The organism is Streptomyces sp. XY006, assembly GCF_002237655.1.
Lineage (GTDB): Bacteria > Actinomycetota > Actinomycetes > Streptomycetales > Streptomycetaceae > Streptomyces > Streptomyces levis.
Genome location: NZ_NOKT01000043.1, coordinates 23,037 through 47,766, shown reverse-complemented (window position 1 = coordinate 47,766; position 24,730 = coordinate 23,037). Strand labels below are relative to the sequence as shown.

Below are 24,730 nucleotides of genomic sequence, written 5' to 3'. Positions count from 1 at the left end.
CGCCGGGCGCGACCGCCCGGACCCCGTCCGCGAGCGCGAGCGCGGGCGGCGCGTACGGCGGGCGGCAGGACGCCGTGCCGGCCGGCGGTGGTTCCGGCCGGTCCGGTGGCCGCGGCCGGGCGGCGGGCCGCAAGGGCGGTTCCGCCGGCAAGCGGCGGACCGGGACGTTCCTCGCCGGTGTCGTGGGCGTGCTCGTGGTGATCGCCGGGGCCTTCTACCTCACCGGTGGCGGCGACGACGAGGCCAAGGGCGGTGCCACATCGCCCACGCCGAGCGCCAGCACGAACCCCGACCTGCCGCCCGGCGTGAAGTGCAGCGGCGACAGCTGCACCGGCAAGGACGCGGAGAACATGGGCTGCAGTGGTGACCTGGTGACCACGGCTCAGACCGCGACCGTCGGCACGACCGTCGTGGAGGTCCGCTACAGCGAGACCTGCAAGGCGGCCTGGGGCCGTATCACGCAGGCCGCGCAGGGCGACGAGGTCCAGATCAGCGCCGGCAAGGCGAAGCAGACCGGCAGCATCACCGCGGCCGGGGACAGCATCGCCTACACCCCGATGGTGGCCGTGAAGAACGCCGCAGACGCCAAGGCGTGCGCGACGCTCGCGGCCGGCGGCCAGGGCTGCACGGAGTGACGGAGCAGCGGACTGGCGGAGTGACGGAGTAGCGGGCGCGGCGGGATCCGCCGGGCCGGGAAAGATCTTCGTGGAGGAAGGCATGCCCGCCCGGATCGGGGGCACGCGAACCGTACCCCCACGGGACCGGCATCGTCGGTATCCCCCTCAGGCGGCCGCCTTCGTCCTCCTCTCCCGGACGGGCGGCCGCCTCTTGTGTGACGGCGAGTGGGTTGTGGGCCGGGCCACACCGACCCGGCGGTGCGGGATCCCGGATGCGCGATAGCCTGACCGCTGGATGGATCTCTTGACGCCAAGAGATCGATCAAACGTCCGGGGCAGGGACCCCGCCCCTACCGCCAGCTGTCATACGGAGAACGCCATGACCCGCACTCCCGTGAACGTCACCGTCACCGGCGCGGCCGGCCAGATCGGTTACGCCCTGCTCTTCCGCATCGCCTCCGGTCAGCTGCTCGGCGCGGACGTGCCGGTGAAGCTGCGCCTCCTGGAGATCACGCCGGCGCTCAAGGCGGCCGAGGGCACGGCCATGGAGCTGGACGACTGCGCGTTCCCGCTCCTTCAGGGCATCGACATCACCGACGACCCGAACGTCGCCTTCGACGGCGCCAACGTCGGTCTGCTCGTCGGCGCCCGCCCGCGCACCAAGGGCATGGAGCGCGGCGACCTGCTGGAGGCCAACGGCGGCATCTTCAAGCCGCAGGGCCAGGCCATCAACGCCCACGCCGCGGACGACATCAAGGTCCTGGTCGTCGGCAACCCGGCCAACACCAACGCCCTGATCGCCCAGGCCGCCGCGCCGGACGTCCCCGCCGAGCGGTTCACGGCGATGACCCGCCTGGACCACAACCGCGCCCTGACCCAGCTGTCGAAGAAGACCGGCACCCCGGTCTCGGAGATCAAGAAGCTGACGATCTGGGGCAACCACTCCGCCACGCAGTACCCGGACATCTTCCACGCCACGGTCGCCGGCAAGAACGCCGCCGAGGTCGTCAACGACGAGAAGTGGCTCGCCGACGACTTCATCCCGACCGTCGCCAAGCGGGGCGCCGCCATCATCGAGGCCCGTGGCGCCTCCTCGGCCGCCTCCGCCGCCAACGCCGCCATCGACCACGTCTACTCGTGGGTGAACGGCACCCCCGAGGGCGACTGGGTCTCCATGGGCATCCCGTCGGACGGCTCCTACGGCGTCCCGGAGGGCCTGATCTCCTCCTTCCCGGTCACCTGCAAGGACGGCACGTACGAGATCGTCCAGGGCCTGGACATCAACGAGTTCTCGCGCGCCCGCATCGACGCCTCCGTCAAGGAGCTCGAGGAGGAGCGCGAGGCGGTCCGCGGTCTGGGCCTCATCTGACCCGACCCGCTCGCGCCTGAATCCCGCAGGCCCCGCACCGGATCACCGGTGCGGGGCCTGCGGGCGTTTCCGACATACCTTTTGTTCCTTTTTGTCCGCATCTCCCGTGACGCAGCGCACTTTCGGCCACCCAGGCGCATGCATCCAGGGGTCTCGGGCAGGCGAACCCGGTCTCTGAGTGACACGTCTGTGACACAGAGACGCTGAACAGGAACGGAAGGCGAAGAGCGATCATGGCGGAAAGTACCGAGCTGCAGGCGAGTCAAACCATCCACGCGGGAGGAAAGTGGCGCGCGGCCGTTTCCGGGGCCACGCGCGAGATCATCGACCCCGCGGACGCCGTGCCCTTCGCCCTGGTCGCGGAGGGTGACGAGAAGGACACCGACCTCGCGGTCGCGGCGGCCCGCCAGGCCTTCGACGAGGGCGACTGGCCGCACACGCCCGCCGTCGAGCGGGCCGCGCTGCTGCGCCGCGTGGCCGACCTGCTCGTGCGGGACCGGGAGAAGCTCGGGCGCCTGGAGGCCCGGGACGCGGGCAAGACCGTGGAGGAGGGCCGCGTCGACATCGACTGTGTCGCCGACGCCTTCCGCTACTTCGCCGACCTGGTCGCCGCCGAGGCCCCGGGCCGGGTCGTGGACGCGGGCTCGCCCGACATCCACAGCGTCGTCGTGCACGAGCCCGTCGGCGTCTGCGCGATGATCACGCCCTGGAACTACCCGCTGCTGCAGGCCAGCTGGAAGATCGCCCCCGCCCTCGCCGCCGGGAACACCTTCGTCGTCAAGCCCAGCGAGATCACGCCGATGACGACCGTCGCGCTGATCGACCTGCTCGTCGAGGCCGGTCTGCCCGCCGGGGTCGCCAACATCGTCACCGGGCCCGGCCACACGGTCGGCGCGCGCCTGTCCGAACACCCCGACGTCGACCTGATCTCCTTCACCGGCGGCCTGGTCAGCGGCACCAAGGTGGCCCAGGCCGCCGCGCCCACCGTCAAGAAGGTCGCCCTCGAACTCGGCGGCAAGAACCCCAACGTCGTCTTCGCCGACGCCTGCGCCACCGAGGAGGGCTTCGACACCGCCGTCGACCAGGCCCTCAACGCCGCCTTCATCCACAGCGGCCAGGTCTGCTCGGCCGGGGCCCGCCTCATCGTCGAGGAGTCGGTGCGGGATCGTTTCGTCGCCGAACTCGCCCGCCGGGCCGGGAAGATCCGCCTCGGCCGTGGCACCGAGGACGGTGTCGAGTGCGGCCCGCTCGTCTCCGAACAGCAGCGCGCCAAGGTCGAGATGTACGTCGAGTCCGCCCTGCAGGAGGGCGCGGTGCTGCGCTGCGGCGGCAAGCGCCCCGAGCCGTCCCCGCAGCGGCCGGAGAACGGCTACTTCTACGAGCCGACCGTCCTCGACCACTGCCACCGCGAGATGCGCGTCGTGCGCGAGGAGGTCTTCGGGCCGGTCCTCACGGTCGAGACCTTCCGCACCGAGGACGAGGCCGTCGCCCTCGCCAACGACACCGAGTACGGCCTCGCGGGCGGCGTCTGGACCGCCGACCCGGGGCGCGCCCGCCGCGTCGCCGGCCGGCTGCGCCACGGCACGGTGTGGATCAACGACTTCCACCCCTACCTGCCGCAGGCGGAGTGGGGCGGTTTCGGCAAGAGCGGAGTGGGCCGCGAGCTCGGCCCGGCCGGTCTCGCCGAGTACCGGGAGACCAAGCACGTCTACCAGAACCTCGCACCCAAGCCGGTGCGCTGGTTCACGGGCTGACCACCCGGCCCGGATCACCCCCCGACCGGGCCGGATCCCCGGGCCCGGATCACCCGGTCCGGGCCGCCCCCCCGGCTCGGACCACCCCCGGGTCCGGGCCGGTCCCCAGGCCCGGACACCCCCGGTCCGGGCCACCCCCCTCGGTCCGGATCACCCCTGGTCCCGGCCACCCCCTCGGCTCGGATCCCCCCGTCCGGGCCGACCCGGTCGGTCCGGGGCGACTCCCCCCTCGCCCCGGACCGGCCTCCCCCCACCTCCGAGCCCGTCCCCTTCATCCCCCTCTGGAGCAAGCACGCCATGTCCCACACCCCTCATGAGTACGACTATGTCGTGATAGGCGGCGGAACCGCTGGTTCCGTCATCGCCTCCCGCCTCACCGAGAACCCGGATGTCACCGTCGCCGTCATCGAGGGCGGCCCCAGCGACGTGGACCGCGACGACGTGCTGACCCTGCGCCGCTGGATGGGCCTGCTCGGCGGCGAGCTCGACTACGACTACCCCACCACCGAACAGCCCCGCGGCAACTCCCACATCCGGCACAGCCGGGCCCGGGTCCTGGGCGGCTGCTCCTCGCACAACACCCTGATCGCCTTCAAGCCGCTGCCCGCCGACTGGGACGAGTGGGAGGACGCCGGCGCCAAGGGCTGGGGCGCGGTGCAGATGGAGGCGTACTACGCCCGGCTGCTCAACAACATCGTCCCGGTCGACGAGAAGGACCGGAACGCCATCGCCCGCGACTTCGTCGACGCGGCCCAGGAGGCGCTCGGCGTGCCGCGCGTGGAGGGCTTCAACAAGAAGCCGTTCACCGAGGGCGTCGGCTTCTTCGACCTGGCCTACCACCCCGAGAACAACAAGCGGTCCTCGGCGTCGGTGGCGTACCTGCACCCGGTGATGGACGAGCGGCCCAACCTGACGATCCTGCTGGAGACCTGGGCGTACAGGCTGGAGCTGAACGGCAACCGTGCCGAAGGCGTGCACGTGCGCACCAAGGACGGCGAGGAGATCCTCGTCAAGGCGCGGGGCGAGGTCCTGCTGTGCGCCGGCGCCGTCGACTCGCCCCGGCTGCTGATGCACTCCGGCATCGGCCCGAAGGCCGACCTGGAGAAGCTCGGCATCCCCGTCACGCACGACCTGCCGGGCGTCGGCGAGAACCTGCTCGACCACCCCGAGTCCGTCATCGTCTGGGAGACGAACGGCCCCATCCCGGAGAACTCCGCGATGGACTCCGACGCGGGCCTGTTCGTGCGCCGCGACCCCGAACTGGCGCACCCCGACCTGATGTTCCACTTCTACCAGATCCCGTTCACGGACAATCCGGAGCGACTGGGCTACCAGCGGCCGGAGTTCGGCGTCTCGATGACCCCGAACATCCCCAAGCCCAAGAGCCGCGGCCGGCTCTACCTGACCAGCGCCGATCCCGAGGTCAAGCCCGCCCTGGACTTCCGCTACTTCACCGACGAGGACGACTACGACGGCCGGACCCTCGTCGACGGCATCAGGATCGCCCGCGAGATCGCGAAGACCGAGCCGCTGGCCGGCTGGCTCAAGCGTGAGGTCTGCCCCGGCCCGGACGTCACCGGTGACGAGGAACTGAGCGAGTACGCCCGCAAGGTCGCGCACACCGTCTACCACCCCGCCGGCACCTGCAAGATGGGCGCCGGGGACGACCGGCTCGCCGTCGTCGACCCCGAGCTGCGCATCCGCGGCCTGCAGGGCATCCGCGTCGCTGACGCCTCCGTGTTCCCCACCATGACCACCGTGAACCCGATGATCGGCGTGCTCATGGTCGGGGAGAAGGCCGCCGAGCTGATCGGTGGTGGTGCCAAGTGACCGCGACCCTCGAACCCCCGACGGAGCAGACCATGGACACCACCGCCCCCGTCTTCTCGGTCCAGGGCCTGTGGAAGGTGTTCGGCCCCAAGGCCGAACGCGTCCCGGGCGATCCCGAGCTCACCGCCCTCGACCCCGCCGAGCTGCGCGAGCGCACCGGCTGCACCGCCGCCGTCCGGGACGTCACCTTCGACGTGCGCAAGGGCGAGGTCTTCGTCGTCATGGGCCTGTCCGGCTCCGGCAAGTCGACGCTGGTGCGCTGTCTGACCCGGCTGATCGAGCCCACGGCCGGCACCATCGCCATCGACGGCGAGGACGTCCGCGCCATGGACCGCTCCCGGCTGCGCGAACTGCGCCGCCACCGCGCGGCGATGGTCTTCCAGCACTTCGGCCTGCTGCCCCACCGCACGGTCCTCGACAACGTCGCCTACGGCCTGGAGATCCAGGGCATGGGCAAGGCCGAGCGGCGTGAGCGGGCCGCCGAGGTCGTCGCCAAGGTCGGCCTGGAGGGCATGGAGCACCGCCGCCCCGGCCAGCTCTCCGGCGGCCAGCGGCAGCGCGTCGGGCTCGCCCGCGCCCTCGCCGTCGACCCCGAGGTCCTGCTGTTCGACGAGCCGTTCAGCGCGCTCGACCCGCTGATCCGGCGCGACATGCAGGAGGAGGTGATCCGGCTGCACCGCGAGGAGGGCCGCACGATGGTCTTCATCACGCACGACCTCCAGGAGGCCCTCAGGCTCGGCGACCGCATCGCCCTGATGCGCGACGGCCGGGTCGTGCAGCTCGGCACGCCCGAGGAGATCGTGGGCGCGCCCGCCGACGACTACGTCCGCGAGTTCGTCCGGGACGTGCCGCGCGAGCAGGTCATGACGGTCCGCACGGCCATGCGCAGCCCCTCGGCGGGCCTGGACGGCAGCGGCCCGGCGGTCCGGCCCGACGCCACGGTCTCCGAGGCGATCGAGGCGGTCGCCCGCGCCGGCGCCCCGGCCCGGGTCATGGACCGGGGCCGGTGCGTGGGCATGGTCGACTCCGACACCCTCCTCGGGGTCGTCGCCGGCACGGAGCAGCCCGCTCCGCCGGGCGCGGACCAGCCCAAGGAGGCGGTGTGATGGCGACCCTCACCGCCAACCCGCCCCGCCTGGGCCTGCCCGGGCTGCTGAAGAACGCGACCGTGCGCAAGCTGCTGCTGCTGGCCGTCGCCGCCGCGGTGCTCGTGCCGCTGGCCGACGCCCGCTGGGCGAGCGGCAGCTGGCCGGCCGCGCTGACCGTCGACCTGTCCGGCCCGCTGGCCAGGACCAGCGACTGGATCATCGACAACCGCGACAGCCACCCCCTGTTCCTGTACTTCTTCGGCCACGTCAGCAACGTCGTCGTCATCGCCGTACGGGCCGTCTACCTCACCCTCCTGGCCGTCGGCTGGGCGGGCGTCACCGCCCTGGGCGCGCTGGTCGCCTGGCGCGTCGCGGGTGTGAAGCTGGCCCTTGGCACGGCCGTGGCGTTCCTCGCCTGCGGCCTGCTCGGCATGTGGGTGCCGACCATGCAGACCCTCGCCCTGATGGTCGTCGCGGTCCTCGCGTCGATCGTGGTGGGCGCGCTGCTCGGGCTCGCCGCCGGGCTGTCCGACCGGATGGACCGCGCCCTGCGCCCGGTCCTGGACACCATGCAGGTGCTGCCCGCCTTCGCCTACCTGCTGCCGGTCGTCCTCGTCTTCGGCATCGGCGTCCCCGCGGCCGTGCTGGCCACCGTCGTCTACGCCGCCCCGCCGATGGCCCGGCTGACCTCGCTGGGCCTGCGCGGCGCCGACAAGGAGGTGCTGGAAGCGGTCGAGTCCCTCGGGTCCACCGCCCGCCAGCGCCTGCTGACGGCCCGCATCCCGCTGGCCCGCAGGGAGCTCCTCCTCGGCGTCAACCAGACGATCATGATGGCGCTCTCCATGGCCGTCATCGCGGCCGTCATCGGCGCGGGCGGTCTCGGTGACCGCGTCTACCAGGCCCTGGCCTCCGTCGACGTCGGTGCCGCGCTCGCCGCCGGCATCCCGATCGTGCTGCTGGCCGTCGTCCTGGACCGCGTCACCGGCGCGGCGGGGGAGAAGCTGGGCGCCGAACCCGAGCCCCACAGCGGGCGCGGCTGGCTCTACGCCCTCGCCGGTGTCGTCGCCGTGGCGGTCGCCGGGCGGCTCGCGGGCCGCCTCGACTGGCCCGACGCCTGGGTCGTCGGCATCGCCGAGCCCGTCAACCGCGCGGTGGACTGGATGACCGCGCACCTGTACTCGGGCGTGCCCGTCATCGGCGGCACCGCCGACTGGGCGGGCCACTTCACCACCTGGGTCCTCGACCCGGTGCGCGACGGCCTCCAGGCGCTGCCCTGGTGGGCGGTGCTGCTGGTCGTCGCCGCCCTGGCCTGGGTGATCGGCACCTGGCGCACCGCGCTGACCGCCGTCCTCGCCATGGCCGCGATCGGTGTCCTCGGCGTGTGGAAGCCGTCCCTGGACACCCTCTCCCAGGTGCTCGCGGCCGTCGCCGTCACCCTCGTCGTCGGTTTCGCCGTCGGCATCGCCGCCGCCCGCAGCGACCGGCTGGAGCGGGCCCTGCGCCCGGTCCTCGACGTCTTCCAGACGATGCCGCAGTTCGTGTACCTGATCCCGGTCGTCGCCCTGTTCGGCGTCGGCCGCGCCCCGGCCGTCGCGGCCGCGATCGTGTACGCGCTGCCGGCCGTCGTCCGCATCACCACCCAGGGACTGCGCCAGGTCGACCCGGCCGCGCTGGAGGCGTCCGGCTCGCTGGGCGCGACCAGCTGGCAGCAGCTGCGGCAGGTCCAGCTCCCGCTGGCCCGCCCGGCGCTGCTGCTCGCCGTCAACCAGGGTCTCGTCCTGGTCCTCGCCGTCGTCGTCATCGGCGGTCTGGTCGGCGGCGGCGCGCTCGGCTACGACGTGGTCTTCGGCCTCGCCCAGGGCGACCTGGCGACCGGTCTGGTGGCCGGCGCGGCGATCGTCTGCCTCGGCCTGATGCTCGACCGGGTGACCCAGCCCACCGAACGCCGCGCGAGGAAGGGAGCCTGACATGCGCGTCCGTACCACTGCCGCGGTCGCCGCGGTGAGCTCTCTGGCGCTGCTCACCGGCTGCGGTGCCGCCGACATGACCAAGCAGGCCTCGCCCTTCGCCAACGCGCAGGGCGCGAAGACGGTGACCCTGTCCGTGCAGTCCTGGGTGGGCGCGCAGTCCAACGTGGCCGTCGCCCAGTACCTCCTGGAGCACGAGCTGGGCTACCGCGTCGACACCGTCCAGGTCGACGAGGTGCCCGCCTGGGACGCGCTGAGCCAGGGCCGCGTCGACGCCCTGCTGGAGGACTGGGGCCACCCCGAGCAGGAACAGCGGTACGTCAAGGACAAGAAGACGATCGCGCGGGGCGGCGAACTCGGCGTCACCGGCCACATCGGCTGGTACGTCCCGACGTACCTCGCCAAGCAGCACCCCGACATCACGGACTGGAAGAACCTGAACAAGTACGCCGACCTCTTCCGCACCCCGGAGAGCGGCGACAAGGGCCAGCTGATGGACGGTTCGCCGTCCTACGTCACCAACGACAAGGCGCTGGTGAAGAACCTGAAGCTGGACTACCAGGTGGTGTTCGCGGGCTCCGAGGCGGCGCAGATCACCCAGATCAGGCAGTTCGCCAAGGAGAAGAAGCCCTTCCTGACCTACTGGTACTCCCCGCAGTGGCTCTTCGAGAAGGTCCCGATGACCGAGGTGAAGCTGCCGCCGTACAAGGAGGGCTGCGACGCCGACCCGGAGAAGGTCGCCTGCGCCTATCCGCACACCCCGCTGCAGAAGTACCTCAACGCGGACTTCGCGAAGAAGGGCGGCAAGGCGGCGGCCTTCCTGAAGAAGTTCACGTGGACGACCGAGGACCAGAACGAGGTCTCCCTGATGATCGCCGAGCAGAAGATGTCCCCCGAGGAGGCGGCGAAGAAGTGGGTGGACAGCCACGAGTCCACGTGGCGCCAGTGGCTGTCCTGACCCTCACCGCAGCAGCCCGGCGGCGATCTCCCGCACCGCGCGTGCGGCCCGCCGCTGGAGACCCGGCCCGAAGGTGACCCGGGTGGCCCCCCGCCTGCCGAGTTCGGCGGGCGAGGGGCCGTCCTTGGTGAAGACGCCCGGGATCGGTCAGCCCGCAGGCGACACCCGGGCACTGACCGCGTCCCAGGGGCCGGGCAGCACCAGCGGGTCGCCCGGCGGCCGGTGGTGGTGCAGGGCGTCGAAGACATCGGCGTTGTTCATGGTGTGTGACCCCCCGGCGGAATCCGGCGGGCGACCATCATCCGGTTCCAGTTGTTGATGGCGACGATCAGGCCGACCAGATGGGCCAGCCGGGCCTCGTCGAAGTGCCGGGCGGCCCGTTCGTACACCTCGTCCGGCACGAAACCGCCGGTCAGGACCGTCACCGCCTCGGTCAGCGCCAGCGCCGCCCGCTCCCGCTCGTCGAAGACGTCCCCGGCCTCCTCCCAGGCGGCCAGCAGGTCCAGCTGACGCTCGCTCACCCCGTACCGCCGGGCGAGCGCGAGGTGCATGTCGAGACAGAACGCGCACCGGTTGAGCTGCGAGGCGCGGATCACGACGAGCTCGGCCAGGGCCGGGTCGCCGAGCCCCTCCTTCGCCGCGGCGCTCAGGGCCGACAGGGCCCGGGCCACCGCCGGGTCGAGCGCCCGCGTCCGCACCGTCACTTGTACTGGCCCGGCTGGTAGTGCCCCGGCACCATCCGGCAGGTCACCCCGAAACGGTTCCAGGCGTTGATCGTCGTGATCGCCGCGATCAGCTGCGCCAGCTCGGCCTCCTCGAAGTGCCGGGCGGCCCGCTCGTACACCTCGTCCGGCACGAAACCGTCCGTCAGGACCGTCACGGCCTCCGTCAGCTCCAGCGCCGCGATCTCCTTCTCCGTGTAGAAGTGCCGCGACTCGTCCCAGGCGCTCAGCTGGACGATCCGCTCGACGCTCTCGCCCGCCGCGAGGGCGTCCTTGGTGTGCATGTCGATGCAGAAGGCGCAGTGGTTGATCTGGGAGGCGCGGATCTTCACCAGCTCGTACAGCGTGTGGTCCAGGCCCTGCCGGGCGGCGATCTCCAGCCGGACCATCGCCTTGTAGACCTCCGGCGCGTGCTTGGCCCAGTCCAGCCGGGCCGGCCGCTCGGCGGCGCGCGCGGCGGCCGTCTCGTTCAGGTGCGTCGTCATGCCCTCGACCCTAGGGAGGAAGCAGCCCAGGGGTATGGTCCATTTCCATGGCGGAACAGTGGGCCACTCTGGGCGTCGACCTGCACCTGGAACCGGCCGGCCCGGGCCTGCGCAGGGGGCTGACCGACGCCCTGCGCGAGGCGGTGCGCTCCGGCCGGCTCGCCCCGGGCACCCGGCTGCCCTCCTCCCGCTCGCTCGCCGCCGACCTGGGCATCGCCCGCAACACGGTCGCCGACGCCTACGCCGACCTGGTCGCCGAGGGCTGGCTCACGGCCCGGCAGGGCTCCGGCACCCGGGTCGCGCAGCGCACCGTCGTCCCCCCGGCCGGGTCGGCGCCCCACCCGCGCGAACGGACCCGCCCCGCCTACGACCTGCGCCCCGGCAGCCCCGACCTCGCGTCCTTCCCGCGCGCCGAGTGGCTCAAGGCCGCCCGCCGCGCCCTCGACGCCGCCCCGTACCACGCCCTGGACTACGGCGACCCGCGCGGCCGGCCCGAGCTGCGCACCGCGCTCGCCGGGTACCTGGCCCGGGCCCGGGGCGTGCGCGCCGACCCCGAACGGATCGTGGTGTGCGGCGGGTTCGCGCACGGCCTGAGACTGCTCGGCACGGCCCTGCGGGCACGCGGCGCACGGACGGTCGCGGTGGAGTCGTACGGCCTGGACGTGCACTGGAGGGTCCTGTCCGGCTCCGGCCTGCGCACCGTCCCGCTGCCCTTCGACCGGCGGGGCACGGACCCCGGCGCGCTGCCCGGCACCGACGCGGTCCTGCTCACCCCCGCCCACCAGTTCCCCATGGGCGTGCCCCTGCACCGCGACCGCCGGGCCGCCGTCGTCGACTGGGCGCGCCGCACCGGCGGGCTGGTGCTGGAGGACGACTACGACGGCGAGTTCCGCTACGACCGGCAGCCCGTCGGCGCGCTCCAGGGCCTCGACCCCGACCGGGTGGTCTACCTGGGCACCGCCAGCAAGTCCCTCGCGCCCGGCCTGCGGCTGGCCTGGATGGTGCTGCCGCCGGACCTCGCCGAGGAGGCCGCCGCGGCCAAGGGCGGCGTCGACACCTGCGGCGTGCTCGACCAGCTGACCCTGGCCGAGTTCCTCACCTCCGGCGCCTACGACCGGCACGTGCGGGCCACCCGTCTGCGCTACCGGCGCCGCCGGGACGCCCTGGTCGCCGCCGTGGCCGCCCGGGCCCCCGAGGCCCGGGTCACCGGCATCGCGGCCGGTCTGCACGTCCTGCTGCGCCTGCCGCCCGGCACCGAGCAGTCGGTCGTCCAGGCCGCCCACTGGCGGGGCCTGGCCGTCCACGGACTGGCCCGCTACCGGCACGCCGACGCGGCCGCCGAGCCGGCCGACGCCCTGGTCGTCGGCTACGGGACCCCACCGGACCACGCCTGGTCGGGAGCGCTGGACGCACTGTGCGCGGTGCTGCCCGGATGAGAACCGGGGTCCTTCCCCCGCCGGCCGGTCCGTCCGCTCAGCGCGGCCCGGCCACCCCGGCCGGCTCCTCCACCGGTGCCTCCCCGAACCGCGACAGCGCCAGCGCCCCCGCCACCGCCACCGCGAAACCGACGATCGCCAGCCAGCCGAGCCCCGGCCGGGTGCGGTCCCCGAGCCACACCACACCGATCAGCGCGGGCGCGACCGTCTCCCCGAGGACGAGCCCGGCGGTGGCCGTCGTCACGGACCCGCGCTGCAGGGCCGAGGTCAGCAGCAGGAACCCGGCCCCGCCGCCGAGCAGCAGCGCGTACACCGCCGGGTCGGTGAGCAGCGCGACGGGCGTCAGCCCGTCGATCAGCCGGACCGCCACCTCCACCACCCCGAACCCCAGCCCGGAGCCCAGACCCAGCACCAGCGCACGCGCCCGCTCCGGAAGCCGCCCCGCCGCCGCCCCGAGCAGCAGCACCCCGGCCGCCACCCCGAGCAGCGCCCACTCCAGCCAGCCGGGCCCGGACTCGTCGCCCTCGGCGCCGGAGGCCAGCCCCAGCAGCGCGAGCCCGGCGCACACCACCCCCACCGCGGCCCACTCCACACGGCTCAGCCGCACCTTGAGCAGCCGGGCGGCCACGACGGCCGTGACGGCGAGGCTCGCCGCCAGTGCCGCCCCCACGGCGTAGATCGGCACCGACCGCAGCGCGAGGACCTGGAGAACGAAGCCGAGCCCGTCCAGCGCGAGTCCGGCCAGATACCGCCACTGCCGCAGCGCCCGCCACAGCAGCGCCATGTCCCCGCCCGGCCCGGTCGCCGCGGCGGCCCGCGCGGCGATCGCCTGCAGCACCGTCGCCGTACCGAAGCAGACCGCCGCACCCAGGGCGCACACCATTCCAAAGATCACATATCGACCCTAGGGGAGACGCGGACGCAGGGGGGCCGTGCGCGGCCGCGCACACCGCTCTCTAGGCTGACCGTCCAGCGGTACATGACAGAAACAGACGGGGGAGAAGCACCGGTATGGCGGAGACACGGCGGCGGCTGCGTTCCAGCACAGTGGTCCTCGGCGGCATGGGCGTCCTCGCGGCGGCCCTGTCCGCCTGCGGCTCCGACCCGGACCGCCGCTGCGTGGACCGGGACAGCTACGACTACATCAACGGCTACAAGATCGTCGCGGACCAGAACTGCTCGTCCGGTTCCTCCACGGGCAAGAGCCGCAAGAAGCCCGGCAAGGCCACGAACGCCGACTGGTACTACGACGCCGACGTCAGCGGCCGCTACGCGGACGACGGCACCTTCAGCCGCAGCGAGGCCGTCGACCGGGGCGGCTTCGGCTGCTCGGGCGGCAGCGGCGGCGGCTGACCGGGCACGCGCGCATGGAACGCCGTACCACCACCCCCCGCCCCGGCTGGCAGCAGACCGTCGAGGAACAGGGCCTGATCTACCCCCTGACCCGCTACCCCGACGGCTCCCTGCGCCCCTACTGGGACGAGAGCGCCTACTACGTCTTCAGCCTGCCCGAGATCGAGGCCCTGGAGGAGGTGGTCGAGGAGCTCCACCGCATGTGCCTGGCGGCGGCCGAGCACATCGTCACCGAGGACCGCTTCGCCGACCTGGGCATCACCGACCCCCGCGTGGCCCGGGCGGTCGCCGACGCCTGGCACCGCCGCGCCGAACTGCCCTCCCTCTACGGCCGCTTCGACCTCCACTACGACGGCACGGGCCCGGCCAGGCTCCTGGAGTACAACGCCGACACGCCCACGTCCCTGGTGGAGGCCGCGTCCCCGCAGTGGTTCTGGATGGAGGAGCGCTTCCCCGGCGCCGACCAGTGGAACTCCCTGCACGAGCGGCTCATCGACGCCTGGAAGAACCAGGCGGCCCTCCTCCCGCCCGGCAGCCCCCTGTACTTCGCGTACTCCTCGGCCGACGAACTCGGCGAGGACATGATGACGGTCGCCTACCTCAAGGAGACCGCCGAGCAGGCCGGCCTGGCCACCGACTGGATCGCCATGGAGGAGATCGGCTGGGACCGCCTCTCCGGCCGCTTCGTCGACAACCGCCTCCGCTTCATCCGCAGCATCTTCAAGCTCTACCCCTGGGAATGGCTCACCACCGACCGCTTCGCCGGCCACGTCCTGGACACCCTCGACAACGGCGGCGGCACGGGCTCCACCCTGTGGATCGAACCGGCCTGGAAGATGCTCCTCAGCAACAAGGCCCTGCTGGCGATCCTCTGGGACCTCTACCCGGACCACCCCAACCTGCTGCCCGCGTACCTGGACGGCCCCCGGGACCTGACCGCCACGGGCTGGGTCGCCAAGCCGCTGCTCGGCCGCGAGGGAGCGGGCGTCACGATCCACGAGCCCGGCACGGACCCCACCCCCCGCGACGAACCCTGCTGCTACCAGCAACTGGCCCCGCTGCCCGACTTCGACGGCAACCGGGTCGTCCTGGGCGCCTGGGTGGTGGAGAACGAGTCGGCGGGCCTGGGCATCCGCGAGTCCTCGGGCCTGATCACGGACGAGTACGCGAGATTCCTGCCCCACGTGATCCTCTGAGGGCCGAAACCCGCGCCCGGCCGCGCGGGGCGACCCGGTAGGCTGGCCACGGGCCGTGACTGGCGCGCTGGGATGGACGAACCATCGGGGAGCGGCCCGAACGACAAGAGCCGTGCGCCTGGGCCGTACCGTGAACGCTGAACGCAACGTCCGGAGGTCCTCATGTCCGCAGAGCTCAGCCCCGCTTCCACCGCCTACCGCGCCGCCCTCGACGTCATCCGCGCCGTGGAGCCGCGCGTGGCGGACGCCATCGGCCAGGAGGTCGCCGACCAGCGCGAGATGCTCAAGCTGATCGCCTCCGAGAACTACGCCTCCCCGGCGACGCTCCTGGCGATGGGCAACTGGTTCAGCGACAAGTACGCCGAGGGCACCATCGGCCGCCGCTTCTACGCCGGCTGTCGCAACGTCGACACCGTCGAGTCCCTCGCCGCCGAGCACGCCAAGGAGCTCTTCGGCGCCCGCCACGCCTACGTCCAGCCGCACTCCGGCATCGACGCCAACCTCGTCGCCTTCTGGTCGGTCCTGGCCCAGCGCGTCGAGGTTCCGGCCCTGGAGAAGGCCGGCGCCCGCCAGGTCAACGAGCTCTCCGAGGAGGACTGGGCGGAGCTGCGCCGCGCGTTCGGCAACCAGCGCATGCTCGGCATGTCCCTGGACGCGGGCGGCCACCTCACCCACGGCTTCCGCCCGAACATCTCCGGCAAGATGTTCGACCAGCGCTCCTACGGCACCGACCCGGCCACCGGCCTGCTCGACTACGAGGCCCTGCGCGCCACGGCCCGCGAGTTCAAGCCGCTGATCATCGTCGCGGGCTACTCGGCCTACCCCCGTCTGGTGAACTTCCGGATCATGCGCGAGATCGCCGACGAGGTCGGCGCCACGCTCATGGTGGACATGGCGCACTTCGCCGGCCTGGTCGCGGGCAAGGTCCTCACCGGCGACTTCGACCCGGTCCCGCACGCCCAGATCGTGACGACGACCACGCACAAGTCGCTGCGCGGCCCGCGCGGCGGCATGGTCCTGTGCGACGACTCCCTGAAGGACCAGGTCGACCGCGGCTGCCCGATGGTCCTCGGCGGCCCGCTCCCGCACGTCATGGCCGCCAAGGCCGTGGCCCTCGCCGAGGCCCGGCAGGAGTCCTTCCGCGACTACGCCCAGCGCATCGTCGACAACTCCCGGGCGCTGGCCGAGGGCCTGATGCGCCGCGGCGCGACCCTGGTCACCGGCGGCACGGACAACCACCTGAACCTGATCGACGTCGCCTCCTCCTACGGCCTCACCGGCCGCCAGGCCGAGGCCGCCCTGCTGGACTCGGGCATCGTCACCAACCGCAACGCGATCCCCGCCGACCCGAACGGCGCCTGGTACACCTCCGGCATCCGCATCGGCACCCCCGCCCTGACCACCCGCGGTCTGGGCACCGCCGAGATGGACGAGGTCGCCGGCCTGATCGACCGCGTCCTCACCACCACCGAGCCGGGCACCACCAAGTCGGGCGCCCCCTCCAAGGCCGCCCACGTCCTCGACGCGAAGGTCGCGGACGAGATCTCCCGGCGCGCCACGGACCTGGTCGCGGGCTTCCCCCTCTACCCGGAGATCGACCTCGGCTGACGAACGCCGTCAGGGGCAGCGTCCCCAGGGGCGCGGGGAACTGCGCGAACGGGTCCCACCGGCCCGCAGTTCCCCGCGAACCGATCCTCCCGAGCTCTCTGAGAGAATGAGGGACATGGCCTTCGATCGTCCCCGCGTGCTGTCCGGCATCCAGCCCACCGCCGGCTCGTTCCACCTCGGCAACTACCTCGGCGCCGTCCGCCAGTGGGTGGCCCTGCAGGAGACACACGACGCGTTCTACATGGTCGTCGACCTGCACGCGATCACGGTCCCGCAGGACCCGAAGGACCTGCGCGCGAACACGCGCCTGGCCGCCGCCCAGCTCCTCGCGGCCGGTCTCGACCCGGACCGCTGCACGCTCTTCGTGCAGAGCCACGTCCCGGAGCACGCCCAGCTCGCCTGGGTCATGAACTGCCTCACCGGCTTCGGCGAGGCCTCCCGCATGACCCAGTTCAAGGACAAGGCCGCCAAGCAGGGCACCGACCGCGCCTCCGTCGGCCTGTTCACGTACCCGATCCTCCAGGTCGCGGACATCCTGCTCTACCAGGCGAACGAGGTCCCCGTCGGCGAGGACCAGCGCCAGCACGTCGAGCTCACCCGCGACCTCGCCGAGCGCTTCAACGGCCGCTTCGGCCCCACCTTCACCGTCCCGAAGCCGTACATCCTCAAGGAGACGGCGAAGATCTACGACCTCCAGGACCCGTCGATCAAGATGAGCAAGTCGGCGTCCACGCCGAAGGGCCTGATCAACCTCCTGGACGAGCCGAAGGCCACGGCGAAGAAGGTCAAGAGCGCCGTCACGGACACGGACACGGTGATCCGCTACGACGCCGAGAACAAGCCGGGCGTCAGCAACCTCCTCACGATCTACTCGACCCTCACCGGCGAGACCATCGGCGAGCTGGAGGAGAAGTACACCGGCAAGATGTACGGCGCGCTGAAGACGGACCTCGCCGAGATCATGGTCGAGTTCGTCACGCCGTTCCGGGAGCGCACCCAGCAGTACCTGGACGACCCCGAGACGCTCGACGCGGTCCTGGCCAAGGGCGCCGAGAAGGCCCGCGCCGTCGCCGCCGAGACCCTCGCGCAGGCGTACGACAAGGTCGGCTTCCTGCCCGCCAAGCACTGAACGCCGGCCCCGCGCACAGCCGTACCACCGAACAGCGCTGTACATCACTCCGGTTGCGCCTGCCCGTAACCCGGTCGTGGCCTTACAGTCGATAACCGGGTGGTCGTATCAGCGGCCCGCCAACTGAAACGACAGGAGACGACGTGGGGACCGTAACGATCGGTGTGTCGATCGCGGTCCCGGAGCCTCACGGCAGCGAGCTCCAGCAGCTGCGCGCGGGCTTCGGCGACGCCGCGGCTCACGGCATCCCCACGCACGTCACCCTGCTGCCGCCAACGGAGGTCGACGAGGCCGCCCTGCCGGCCGTCGAGGCGCATCTGACCGAGGTCGCCGCGGCCGGCCGGCCGTTCCCCATGCGGCTGTCCGGCACCGGCACCTTCCGGCCCCTGTCGCCGGTGGTGTTCGTGCGGGTCGTCGCCGGAGCGGAGGCCTGCACGAGGCTCCAGCAGCAGGTCCGCGACCCCGCCGGACCCATCGCACGCGAACTGCAGTTCCCGTACCACCCGCACGTCACCGTGGCGCACGGCATCGACGAGGCCGCCATGGACCGCGCCTTCGAGGAGCTCGCCGGCTACGAGGCCGAGTGGCCCTGCACCGGCTTCGCCCTCTACGAACAGGGCGCCGACGGCGTCTGGCGCAAGCTCCGCGAGTTCCCCTTCGGCGGCCCGGTGGTCCCCTCGCAGTCCGGCCGCGTGGATCACGGCTCGGTGCCCACGCGCTGACCCCCCTGGCGGGTCAGATCGGCAGGCGGCGGAACACCCCGCGCGGCAGGTGCCGCAGCGCCGCCATCACCACGCGCAGCGCGCCCGGTACCCACACCGTCTCCGAGCGGCGGCGCAGCCCCAGCTCGACCGCCGTGGCGACCGCCTCGGGCGTGGTCGCCAGGGGCGCCTCGGGCAGCCCCGCGGTCATCCGCGTCCGCACGAAGCCGGGGCGCACGACCATGACGTGCACGCCCGTGCCGTGCAGTGCGTCCCCCAGGCCCTGCGCGAAGGCGTCCAGGCCGGCCTTGCTGGAGCCGTAGATGAAGTTGGCGCGGCGGGCCCGCTCGCCCGCCACGGACGACATCACGACCAGCGAGCCGTGCCCCTGCGACTGGAGCGAGCGGGCGCACACCAGGCCGGCCGAGACCGCGCCGGTGTAGTTGGTCTGCGCGACCCGCACCGCCGCCTCCGGCTCCCGTTCGTCGCGGGCCTGGTCCCCGAGCAGGCCGAAGGCGAGCAGCACCAGGTCGATGTCGCCCTCGGCGAAGACCTTGCCGAGCACGGCCTCGTGGGAGGCGGGGTCGAGCGCGTCGAAGGCCACGGTGTGCACGTCGGCGCCGAGCCCGCGCAGCTGCCCGGCGGCCTCCTCCAGCGCGGGTGAGGGACGGCCCGCCAGCCAGACGGTGCGGGTGCGGCGGGCGATCAGCCGGCGGGCGGTGGCCAGCGCGATCTCGGACGTGCCGCCGAGGACGAGCAGGGACTGGGGGAGGCCGAAGGCGTCCTTCATGACAGCTCCTAGGGGTTCGCTCAGAGGTGGAGGCGGCGGGCCAGGTCGGACACGAACACCCCGTGCGGGTCCAGCTCGGCGCGCAGGGCCCGGAAGTCGTCCAGGCGCGGGTACATCGCCGGGAGCAGCTCCGGGCGCAGCCGGGAGTCCTTGGCGAGGTAGACGCGGCCGCCCGCGGCGGCGACCTCCTCGTCGAGTTCGTCGAGGAACGCGCCGAGGCCGGGCAGGCTCGCCGGGATGTCCAGCGCCAGCGTCCAGCCGGGCACGGGGAAGGACAGCCAGCCCGGGTCGGACTCCCCGAAGCGCTTGAGGACGGCCAGGAAGGACGGGCAGCGGCGTTCGGAGATCCGGCGCACGATGCGGCGCAGGGCGTCCTCCCGGCCGTAGCCGACGACGAACTGGTACTGCACGAAGCCGCCCCGGCCGTAGACGCGGTTCCAGTGGGGCACGCCGTCCAGGGGGTGGAAGAAGGCCGAGATCCGCTGGAGTTGGCCGGTGCGGGCGCGGGGCGCCTTGCGGTACCAGAGCTCGTTGAACAGGCCCACCGTCGTCCGGCTGAGCAGGCCCTCGGGCAGGACGGCGGGGGCGGACGGCAGGCGCGAGGTGCGGAAGGAGAGCGCGTCGCGGCGCATGCGGGCGGGGAGCGCGTCCAGGGGCGCGTGGTCGCCGCGGGTGAGGACCGCGCGGCCGGTGGCAGCGCCGCGGGCCAGCAGGTCGATCCAGGCGACGGAGTAGCGGTAGCGGTGGTCGGTGGCCGCCAGCCGGGCCATGAGGTCATCGAGGTCGGTCGCGCGTTCGGTGTCGACCGACATCAGCGAGGTCTCGACGGGCTGGAGCCGGATCGTGGCGGTGAGGATCACCCCGGTCAGGCCCATGCCACCGGCGGTCGCGTCGAACAGCGGCGTGCCCGGGATCACCGTGTGGATCTCGCCGTCGGCGGTGAGCAGTTCGAGGGCGAGCACGTGCCGTGCGAAGGAGCCCGAGACGTGGTGGTTCTTGCCGTGGATGTCGGCGCCGATCGCCCCGCCGACGGTGACGTAGCGGGTGCCGGGCGTGACTGGCACGAACCAGCCGAGGGGCAGCAGCACTTCCATCAGGCGGTGCAGGGAGACGCCCGCGTCGCACAGCACGGTGCCGCCGTCGGCGTCGATCGCGTGCACCCGGTCCAGGCCCGTCATGTCGAGCACGGCCCCGCCCGCGTTCTGCGCCGCGTCCCCGTACGCCCGGCCCAGGCCCCGGGGGATCCCGCCGCGTTCCCCGCAGCCGCGGACGGCCGCCGCGGCCTCCTCGTACGTCCGTGGGCGGATCAGCCGGGCGGCGGTGGGGGCGGTGCGGCCCCAGCCGGTGACGGTGGTGTGGTCCAGGCCCATGACGTCCGGGGCGTACTCGGGGACGGAGTCGGTGTCGGAGTCGGTGTCGGCAGACATGTCGGTGACCGTATCGCCCTAGTGTGGGCGATGAGTTCGAGAACATGGCATCCCTCCCCGAAATGGGTGATTAATGGGATGTCGCTCAATATTGCCGGAGTTCAGGCGAGTCGGGCGTGAACAGTGAGTCCACATGGACGACCTCGACGACCTGCACGACATGGATCACCGGATCGTTGCGGCGCTCAGGGCCTGCGGCACCGACCCGCGCGTGGCCGGCGCCGCACGCGCCCTGTCCTGGGCGGGGGAACACGCGGCGCTGTGGCTGGCGGCGGGCCTGGCCGGAGCCGCCGTCGACCGCGGCAGACGCGGCGCCTGGCTGCGCGGCACGGCCCTCACCGCCGGGGCGCACCTGGTCAGCATGGGGGTGAAACGGGTCGTGCGCCGCCCGCGCCCCGCGCACGTCGACCCGCTGGTGCGCACCGCCGGCCGGCACTCCTTCCCCAGCTCGCACGCCACCTCCTCCGCGGCCGCCGCCGTCGCCTTCGGCGCCCTCGGCGTCCGCGCGGTCCCGCCGCTCGCCGCCGCCGTGTGCGTCTCCCGCCTGGTCGTCGGCGTCCACTACCCCTCGGACGTCGCGGCCGGCGCGGCCCTCGGCGCCCTCACGGCCCGGCTCGGCGCCCGCTGGATGACGGGAGGCACACCCCGTGACTGAGACGGCCATCCTCCGCCAGCGCGCCCCCGAGCAGCCGCCCGCGCCACCCCGCAGGGGCGGTGTCCCGGCCGGACTGCTCAGAACCGCCCGCCCCAGGCAGTGGGTCAAGAACGTCCTCGTGGTCGCCGCCCCGGCCGCCGCCGGAGAACTCTTCTCCCGCCACGCCCTGATCCAACTCGCCCTGGTGTTCCTCCTGTTCACGGCCTGCGCCGCCGCCGTCTACCTCGTCAACGACGCCCGCGACGCCGACGCCGACCGCGCCCACCCCGTCAAACGGCACCGCCCGGTCGCCGCCGGACAGGTACCGGTCCCCGTCGCCTACGCCGCCGGCGGCCTCCTCGGCGTCCTCGCGCCCACCGCGGCGGCCTGGCTGTGCGGCCCGGCCGTCGCCTCCCTGCTGACCGCGTACCTCGCGATGCAACTGGCCTACTGCATCAGCCTCAAGCACGTCCTGGTCGTCGACCTCGCCGTCGTCACCACCGGGTTCCTGATGCGGGCCATGGTCGGCGGACTCGCCCTCGGCATCCCGCTGTCGCGCTGGTTCCTGATCACCACCGGGTTCGGCGCGCTGTTCATGGTGGCGGCCAAGCGCTACTCGGAGGCCGTGCAGATGGCCGGAAAGGCGGGCGCCACCCGCGCGTTGCTCACCGAGTACACCACCGGCTACCTCCGCTTCGTCTGGCAGCTCGCGGCCGGGGTCGCCGTCCTCGGCTACTGCCTGTGGGCCATGGAGGAGGGCGGCGTCCCGCACACCAGCGTGCTGCCCTGGCGCCAGCTGTCCATGGTCGCCTTCATCCTGGCGATCCTGCGCTACGCCGTCTTCGCCGACCGCGGCACGGCCGGCGAACCCGAGGACGTCGTCCTGCGCGACCGGGCGCTCGCCCTGATCGGCGTGGCGTGGGTGGCGATGTACGGCCTGGCGGTGGCCAACTGGTGACCACGCGCGCCTGGTCCGGCCCCGCGCCCCCGCTGCGCCGGGAGCTGCTGGGCTTCGCCGCCGCCGGTCTGCTCGCCTACGCGGTCGACCTCGCCCTGTTCACCTGCCTGCGCGGCCCCGCCGGGCTCGGTCCGCTCACCGCCAAGGCCCTGTCCTTCCTGGCCGCCTGCGCGGTCGCCTACGCGGGCAACGCCCTCGGCCCCTACCGGGCCGCGCGGCCCCGGGGCCTGCGCCCCTGCGCCGTGTTCTTCGCGGTGAACCTCGCCGGGGCCGCCGTCCAGCTGCTCTGCCTCGCCGTGAGCCACTACGGCCTCGGGCTCACCTCCCAGCGCGCCGACACCGTCTCCGGCGCGATCGTCGGCATGGCCCTGGCCACAGTTCTGCGGTTCTGGGGTACCCGCACATGGGTGTTCCGGGCGGAGGGCAGAGTCGGATCATGGACTGGCTGAAAAAGCTCCCGGTGGTGGGGCCGTGGGCGGAGCGGCTGATGATCACCCACGCGTGGCGGTCGTACGAGCGGCTGGACCGCGTGAAGTGGACGCGGCTGGCCGCCGCGATGACCTTCACCAGCTTCGTCGCGCTGTTCCCGCTGCTGACGGTGTCGGCCACCATCGCCGCCGCCACGCTCAGCACCGAGCAGCAGGACCGGCTGCAGGACAAGATCGCCGAGCAGGTGCCGGGCATCTCCGACCAGCTGGACGTCGCCGGCCTGGTGGAGAACGCCGGCACCATCGGGCTCATCGCCGGCGCGCTGCTGTTCTTCACCGGCGTCAGCTGGGCCGGCTCGATGCGCGAGTGCCTGCGGGCGGTGTGGGAGCTGCCCGAGGAGGAGGAGAACCCCCTCGTGCGCTACGGCAAGGACGCGGGGGTCCTGATCGGCCTGGGCGGCGCGCTGCTGGTCACCATCGCCGCCTCCGCCGTCGCCTCCGCGATGATCGGCTGGATCATCCGGGAACTCGGCATCGACGAGGGCGGCTGGGGCGGGGTCCTGCTGCGCGTCGTCGCGTTCCTGATCGCCGTCCTCGCCAACTTCCTGCTGCTGCTCTACGTCCTGACGCTGCTGCCCGGCGTCGAGCCGACGCGCCACCGCCTGGTCGTGGCGGCCCTGACCGGCGCGGTCGGCTTCGAACTGCTGAAACTGCTGCTCAGCGGCTATCTCCAGGGTGTGGCCGCGAAGAGCATGTACGGCGCGTTCGGCGTGCCCGTCGCGCTGCTGCTGTGGATCAACTTCACCTCGAAGCTGGTGCTGTTCTGCGCCTCCTGGACGGCGACGCAGAGCAAGCAGGACGAGGTGCCCGGCTTCACGGGCGCGTCCGGCGGCGCACCAGATCCGGCAGCGGCCACCGGCGGTTGACCAGGAACGCGCCACCCGCGAGCAGCACCAGCGCGCCCCCGGTCACGCCGAGCGCGACGCCGATGCCGCTGGAGCCGTCCGCCGCCGGGGCGCCGGCCACCGGCTGGGAGCCCGTCCCGGCCGTGCCCTTCGCGCCGTCCCCGGAGCCGCCCGCCTCGCCGGAGGGGTTGGCGTCCGGCGCGGCGGCCTGCGCGGCACTCTTCGGCGGCACCAGCTCGCCCACCGGCCGCACCTTCCCGGCGGCCTTGAAGCCCCAGTCGAACAGCCGGGCGGTCTCCTTGTAGACCTCGTTGTGCCCGTCCTTCTCCGGCTTCATCACCGTCACCAGCAGCACCTTGCCGCCCCGCTCGGCGACCCCGGTGAAGGTGGCGCCGGCGTTGGTGGTGTTGCCGTTCTTGACGCCGGCGATGCCCTCGTAGACGGGCACGTCCGCGTCGCCGGCCAGCAGCCGGTTGGTGTTCTGGATCTCGAAGGACTTGCGGACCTTCTTGCCCTTCTTGTTCTTCTTCGTCTCACCGGGGAACTTCGCCGTCACCGTCGAGGCGTACTCGCGGAAGTCCTTCTTCTGCATCCCGGAGCGGGCGATCAGCGTCAGGTCGTAGGCCGAGGAGACCTGCCCCTCGGCGTCGTAGCCGTCCGGGCTGACGACATGCGTGTCGAGGGCCTGCAGCTCCTCGGCGTGCTCGTTCATCTCCCTGACGGTGTTCTCGACGCCCTTGTTCATCGCCGACAGCACGTGCACGGCGTCGTTGCCGGAGCGCAGGAAGACGCCGAGCCACAGGTCGTGGACCGAGTACGTCTCCTCCTCCTTTATCCCGACCATGCTGGAGCCGGGGCCGATGCCCGCCAGGTCCGAGGGAACCACCTTGTGCTCGGTGTCCCTGGGGAACTTCGGCAGCAGCGTGTCCGCGAACAGCATCTTCAGCGTGCTCGCCGGGGCGAGGCGCCAGTGCGCGTTGTGCGCGGCCAGCACGTCACCGGTCTCGGCGTCGGCCACGATCCAGGAGCGGGCGCTGACGTCCTTCGGCAGCACCGGCACGCCGCTCGCCAGGTTCACCTGCGTGCCCGGCAGCCCGAGCCGGGCGCCGCCGACGGTCGACATCGACGCCGGGGGCGTGGCCGAGGGACTCGCCGACGGGCTCGCCGAGGGGCTGCCCGAGGGCTTGGGGGCCGCGACGGCGGCGGGCGCGGCCAGGGCGAGGGTCGACAGGACGGCGGAGGTGACCAGCAGGGATCGCCTGGCGGTCTTCTTCGGTGCGGGCACGGTCGGAAACGTACATGCCGTGCGCGGGGAAGTCCCGCCTGCGGCCCCACCCCGGGGAAGGAACCGGACAGGCGCTGGCGATACTGGTTG

Annotated in this window: 24 protein-coding genes, 1 pseudogene and 1 riboswitch; of the genes and pseudogenes, 17 read left to right on the top strand and 8 right to left on the bottom strand. The window is 72.8% G+C overall.

Annotated features, from left to right (window positions below; translation table 11 throughout):
• The 7 genes from CHR28_RS34685 to CHR28_RS34655 form a co-directional block, all read left to right on the top strand.
• The coding region (locus CHR28_RS34685; RefSeq protein ID WP_143655951.1) for a DUF2690 domain-containing protein at window positions 1-635 on the top strand (635 nt) is incomplete at its 5' end.
• A 361-nt stretch (window positions 636-996) separates the two neighbouring features.
• Window positions 997-1,986, top strand: a complete 990-nt coding sequence (locus CHR28_RS34680) for a malate dehydrogenase (RefSeq protein ID WP_094057695.1) — start codon at window positions 997-999, stop codon at window positions 1,984-1,986.
• Window positions 1,987-2,219: 233 nt separating this feature from the next.
• Window positions 2,220-3,740, top strand: coding sequence for an aldehyde dehydrogenase family protein (locus tag CHR28_RS34675; protein WP_094057694.1), 1,521 nt, complete (start codon window positions 2,220-2,222; stop codon window positions 3,738-3,740).
• Between the two features lie 297 nt (window positions 3,741-4,037).
• Entirely contained in the window at window positions 4,038-5,570 is a 1,533-nt protein-coding gene (locus tag CHR28_RS34670; protein ID WP_094057693.1) for a GMC family oxidoreductase, read from the top strand.
• Between the two features lie 32 nt (window positions 5,571-5,602).
• Entirely contained in the window at window positions 5,603-6,676 is a 1,074-nt protein-coding gene (locus CHR28_RS34665) for a quaternary amine ABC transporter ATP-binding protein (protein ID WP_094057699.1), read from the top strand.
• On the top strand, window positions 6,676-8,625 hold the full coding sequence (locus CHR28_RS34660) for an ABC transporter permease (RefSeq protein ID WP_094057692.1): 1,950 nt from the start codon (window positions 6,676-6,678) through the stop codon (window positions 8,623-8,625). The genes CHR28_RS34665 and CHR28_RS34660 overlap by 1 nt, the downstream gene beginning before the upstream one ends.
• A gap of 1 nt (window position 8,626) precedes the next feature.
• The gene (locus CHR28_RS34655; protein ID WP_094057691.1) at window positions 8,627-9,583 is read left to right on the top strand and encodes an ABC transporter substrate-binding protein; all 957 of its coding nucleotides are present in this window, start codon (window positions 8,627-8,629) and stop codon (window positions 9,581-9,583) included.
• Window positions 9,584-9,586: 3 nt separating this feature from the next.
• Here CHR28_RS34655 and CHR28_RS39065 read toward each other — a convergent pair.
• The 4 genes and pseudogenes from CHR28_RS39065 to CHR28_RS34640 all read right to left on the bottom strand — a co-directional run.
• Window positions 9,587-9,706 (bottom strand): annotated as a pseudogene (locus tag CHR28_RS39065) (isocitrate lyase/phosphoenolpyruvate mutase family protein); the annotation flags it as partial.
• Window positions 9,707-9,730: 24 nt separating this feature from the next.
• Window positions 9,731-9,844, bottom strand: a complete 114-nt coding sequence (locus CHR28_RS38665) for an isocitrate lyase/phosphoenolpyruvate mutase family protein (protein ID WP_256984579.1) — start codon at window positions 9,842-9,844, stop codon at window positions 9,731-9,733.
• Complete coding sequence (locus CHR28_RS34645; RefSeq protein WP_094057690.1) at window positions 9,841-10,287, bottom strand: carboxymuconolactone decarboxylase family protein; 447 nt, start codon at window positions 10,285-10,287, stop codon at window positions 9,841-9,843. The genes CHR28_RS38665 and CHR28_RS34645 overlap by 4 nt, the downstream gene beginning before the upstream one ends.
• Entirely contained in the window at window positions 10,284-10,790 is a 507-nt protein-coding gene (locus CHR28_RS34640) for a carboxymuconolactone decarboxylase family protein (protein WP_094057689.1), read from the bottom strand. The genes CHR28_RS34645 and CHR28_RS34640 overlap by 4 nt, the downstream gene beginning before the upstream one ends.
• 47 nt (window positions 10,791-10,837) lie before the next feature.
• Here CHR28_RS34640 and pdxR point away from each other — a divergent pair, with 47 nt between their 5' ends.
• Complete coding sequence (pdxR, locus tag CHR28_RS34635) at window positions 10,838-12,226, top strand: MocR-like pyridoxine biosynthesis transcription factor PdxR (protein WP_094057688.1); 1,389 nt, start codon at window positions 10,838-10,840, stop codon at window positions 12,224-12,226.
• A 37-nt stretch (window positions 12,227-12,263) separates the two neighbouring features.
• Here the strand turns inward: pdxR and CHR28_RS34630 are convergent, their stop codons facing one another.
• Entirely contained in the window at window positions 12,264-13,109 is an 846-nt protein-coding gene (locus CHR28_RS34630) for a hypothetical protein (RefSeq protein ID WP_094057687.1), read from the bottom strand.
• 128 nt (window positions 13,110-13,237) lie between these two features.
• On the opposite strand from CHR28_RS34630, the gene CHR28_RS34625 reads away from it, so the two are divergent.
• From CHR28_RS34625 to CHR28_RS34605, 5 genes are all read left to right on the top strand, one after another.
• Window positions 13,238-13,579 (top strand): hypothetical protein, encoded by a 342-nt coding sequence (locus tag CHR28_RS34625; protein WP_094057686.1) that lies wholly within the window; start codon window positions 13,238-13,240, stop codon window positions 13,577-13,579.
• A 14-nt stretch (window positions 13,580-13,593) separates the two neighbouring features.
• The gene (locus CHR28_RS34620) at window positions 13,594-14,775 is read left to right on the top strand and encodes a glutathionylspermidine synthase family protein (protein ID WP_094057685.1); all 1,182 of its coding nucleotides are present in this window, start codon (window positions 13,594-13,596) and stop codon (window positions 14,773-14,775) included.
• Window positions 14,776-14,820: 45 nt separating this feature from the next.
• A riboswitch (ZMP/ZTP riboswitch) is annotated at window positions 14,821-14,906 on the top strand.
• Window positions 14,907-14,937: 31 nt separating this feature from the next.
• Window positions 14,938-16,383 carry a glycine hydroxymethyltransferase gene (locus tag CHR28_RS34615; RefSeq protein WP_094057684.1) on the top strand — a complete coding sequence of 482 codons (1,446 nt, stop codon included), beginning with the start codon at window positions 14,938-14,940 and terminating at the stop codon, window positions 16,381-16,383.
• A gap of 115 nt (window positions 16,384-16,498) precedes the next feature.
• Window positions 16,499-17,512, top strand: coding sequence for a tryptophan--tRNA ligase (trpS, locus tag CHR28_RS34610; RefSeq protein ID WP_094057683.1), 1,014 nt, complete (start codon window positions 16,499-16,501; stop codon window positions 17,510-17,512).
• 143 nt (window positions 17,513-17,655) lie between these two features.
• Complete coding sequence (locus CHR28_RS34605; protein ID WP_094057682.1) at window positions 17,656-18,234, top strand: 2'-5' RNA ligase family protein; 579 nt, start codon at window positions 17,656-17,658, stop codon at window positions 18,232-18,234.
• A gap of 13 nt (window positions 18,235-18,247) precedes the next feature.
• Here CHR28_RS34605 and CHR28_RS34600 read toward each other — a convergent pair whose 3' ends face one another.
• Together CHR28_RS34600 and CHR28_RS34595 are read right to left on the bottom strand one after the other, a co-directional pair.
• A complete protein-coding gene (locus CHR28_RS34600) occupies window positions 18,248-19,003 on the bottom strand; it encodes a decaprenylphospho-beta-D-erythro-pentofuranosid-2-ulose 2-reductase (RefSeq protein WP_094057681.1) in 756 nt (251 codons plus the stop codon).
• Window positions 19,004-19,023: 20 nt separating this feature from the next.
• Complete coding sequence (locus CHR28_RS34595) at window positions 19,024-20,430, bottom strand: FAD-binding protein (RefSeq protein WP_373453414.1); 1,407 nt, start codon at window positions 20,428-20,430, stop codon at window positions 19,024-19,026.
• A gap of 133 nt (window positions 20,431-20,563) precedes the next feature.
• On the opposite strand from CHR28_RS34595, the gene CHR28_RS34590 reads away from it, so the two are divergent.
• The 4 genes from CHR28_RS34590 to CHR28_RS34575 are packed head-to-tail and all read left to right on the top strand — an operon-like array spanning window position 20,564 to window position 23,376.
• A complete protein-coding gene (locus tag CHR28_RS34590; protein WP_094057680.1) occupies window positions 20,564-21,085 on the top strand; it encodes a phosphatase PAP2 family protein in 522 nt (173 codons plus the stop codon).
• The gene (locus tag CHR28_RS34585) at window positions 21,078-22,022 is read left to right on the top strand and encodes a decaprenyl-phosphate phosphoribosyltransferase (RefSeq protein ID WP_094057679.1); all 945 of its coding nucleotides are present in this window, start codon (window positions 21,078-21,080) and stop codon (window positions 22,020-22,022) included. Before CHR28_RS34590 ends, CHR28_RS34585 begins: the two co-directional genes overlap by 8 nt.
• A complete protein-coding gene (locus tag CHR28_RS34580; RefSeq protein WP_179272667.1) occupies window positions 22,019-22,471 on the top strand; it encodes a GtrA family protein in 453 nt (150 codons plus the stop codon). The genes CHR28_RS34585 and CHR28_RS34580 overlap by 4 nt, the downstream gene beginning before the upstream one ends.
• Window positions 22,459-23,376, top strand: a complete 918-nt coding sequence (locus CHR28_RS34575) for a YihY/virulence factor BrkB family protein (RefSeq protein WP_179272666.1) — start codon at window positions 22,459-22,461, stop codon at window positions 23,374-23,376. The genes CHR28_RS34580 and CHR28_RS34575 overlap by 13 nt, the downstream gene beginning before the upstream one ends.
• On the opposite strand, the gene CHR28_RS34570 is transcribed toward CHR28_RS34575, so the two are convergent.
• A complete protein-coding gene (locus CHR28_RS34570; RefSeq protein WP_094057677.1) occupies window positions 23,324-24,640 on the bottom strand; it encodes a D-alanyl-D-alanine carboxypeptidase family protein in 1,317 nt (438 codons plus the stop codon). The genes CHR28_RS34575 and CHR28_RS34570 overlap by 53 nt on opposite strands.
• Window positions 24,641-24,730: the final 90 nt, after the last annotated feature.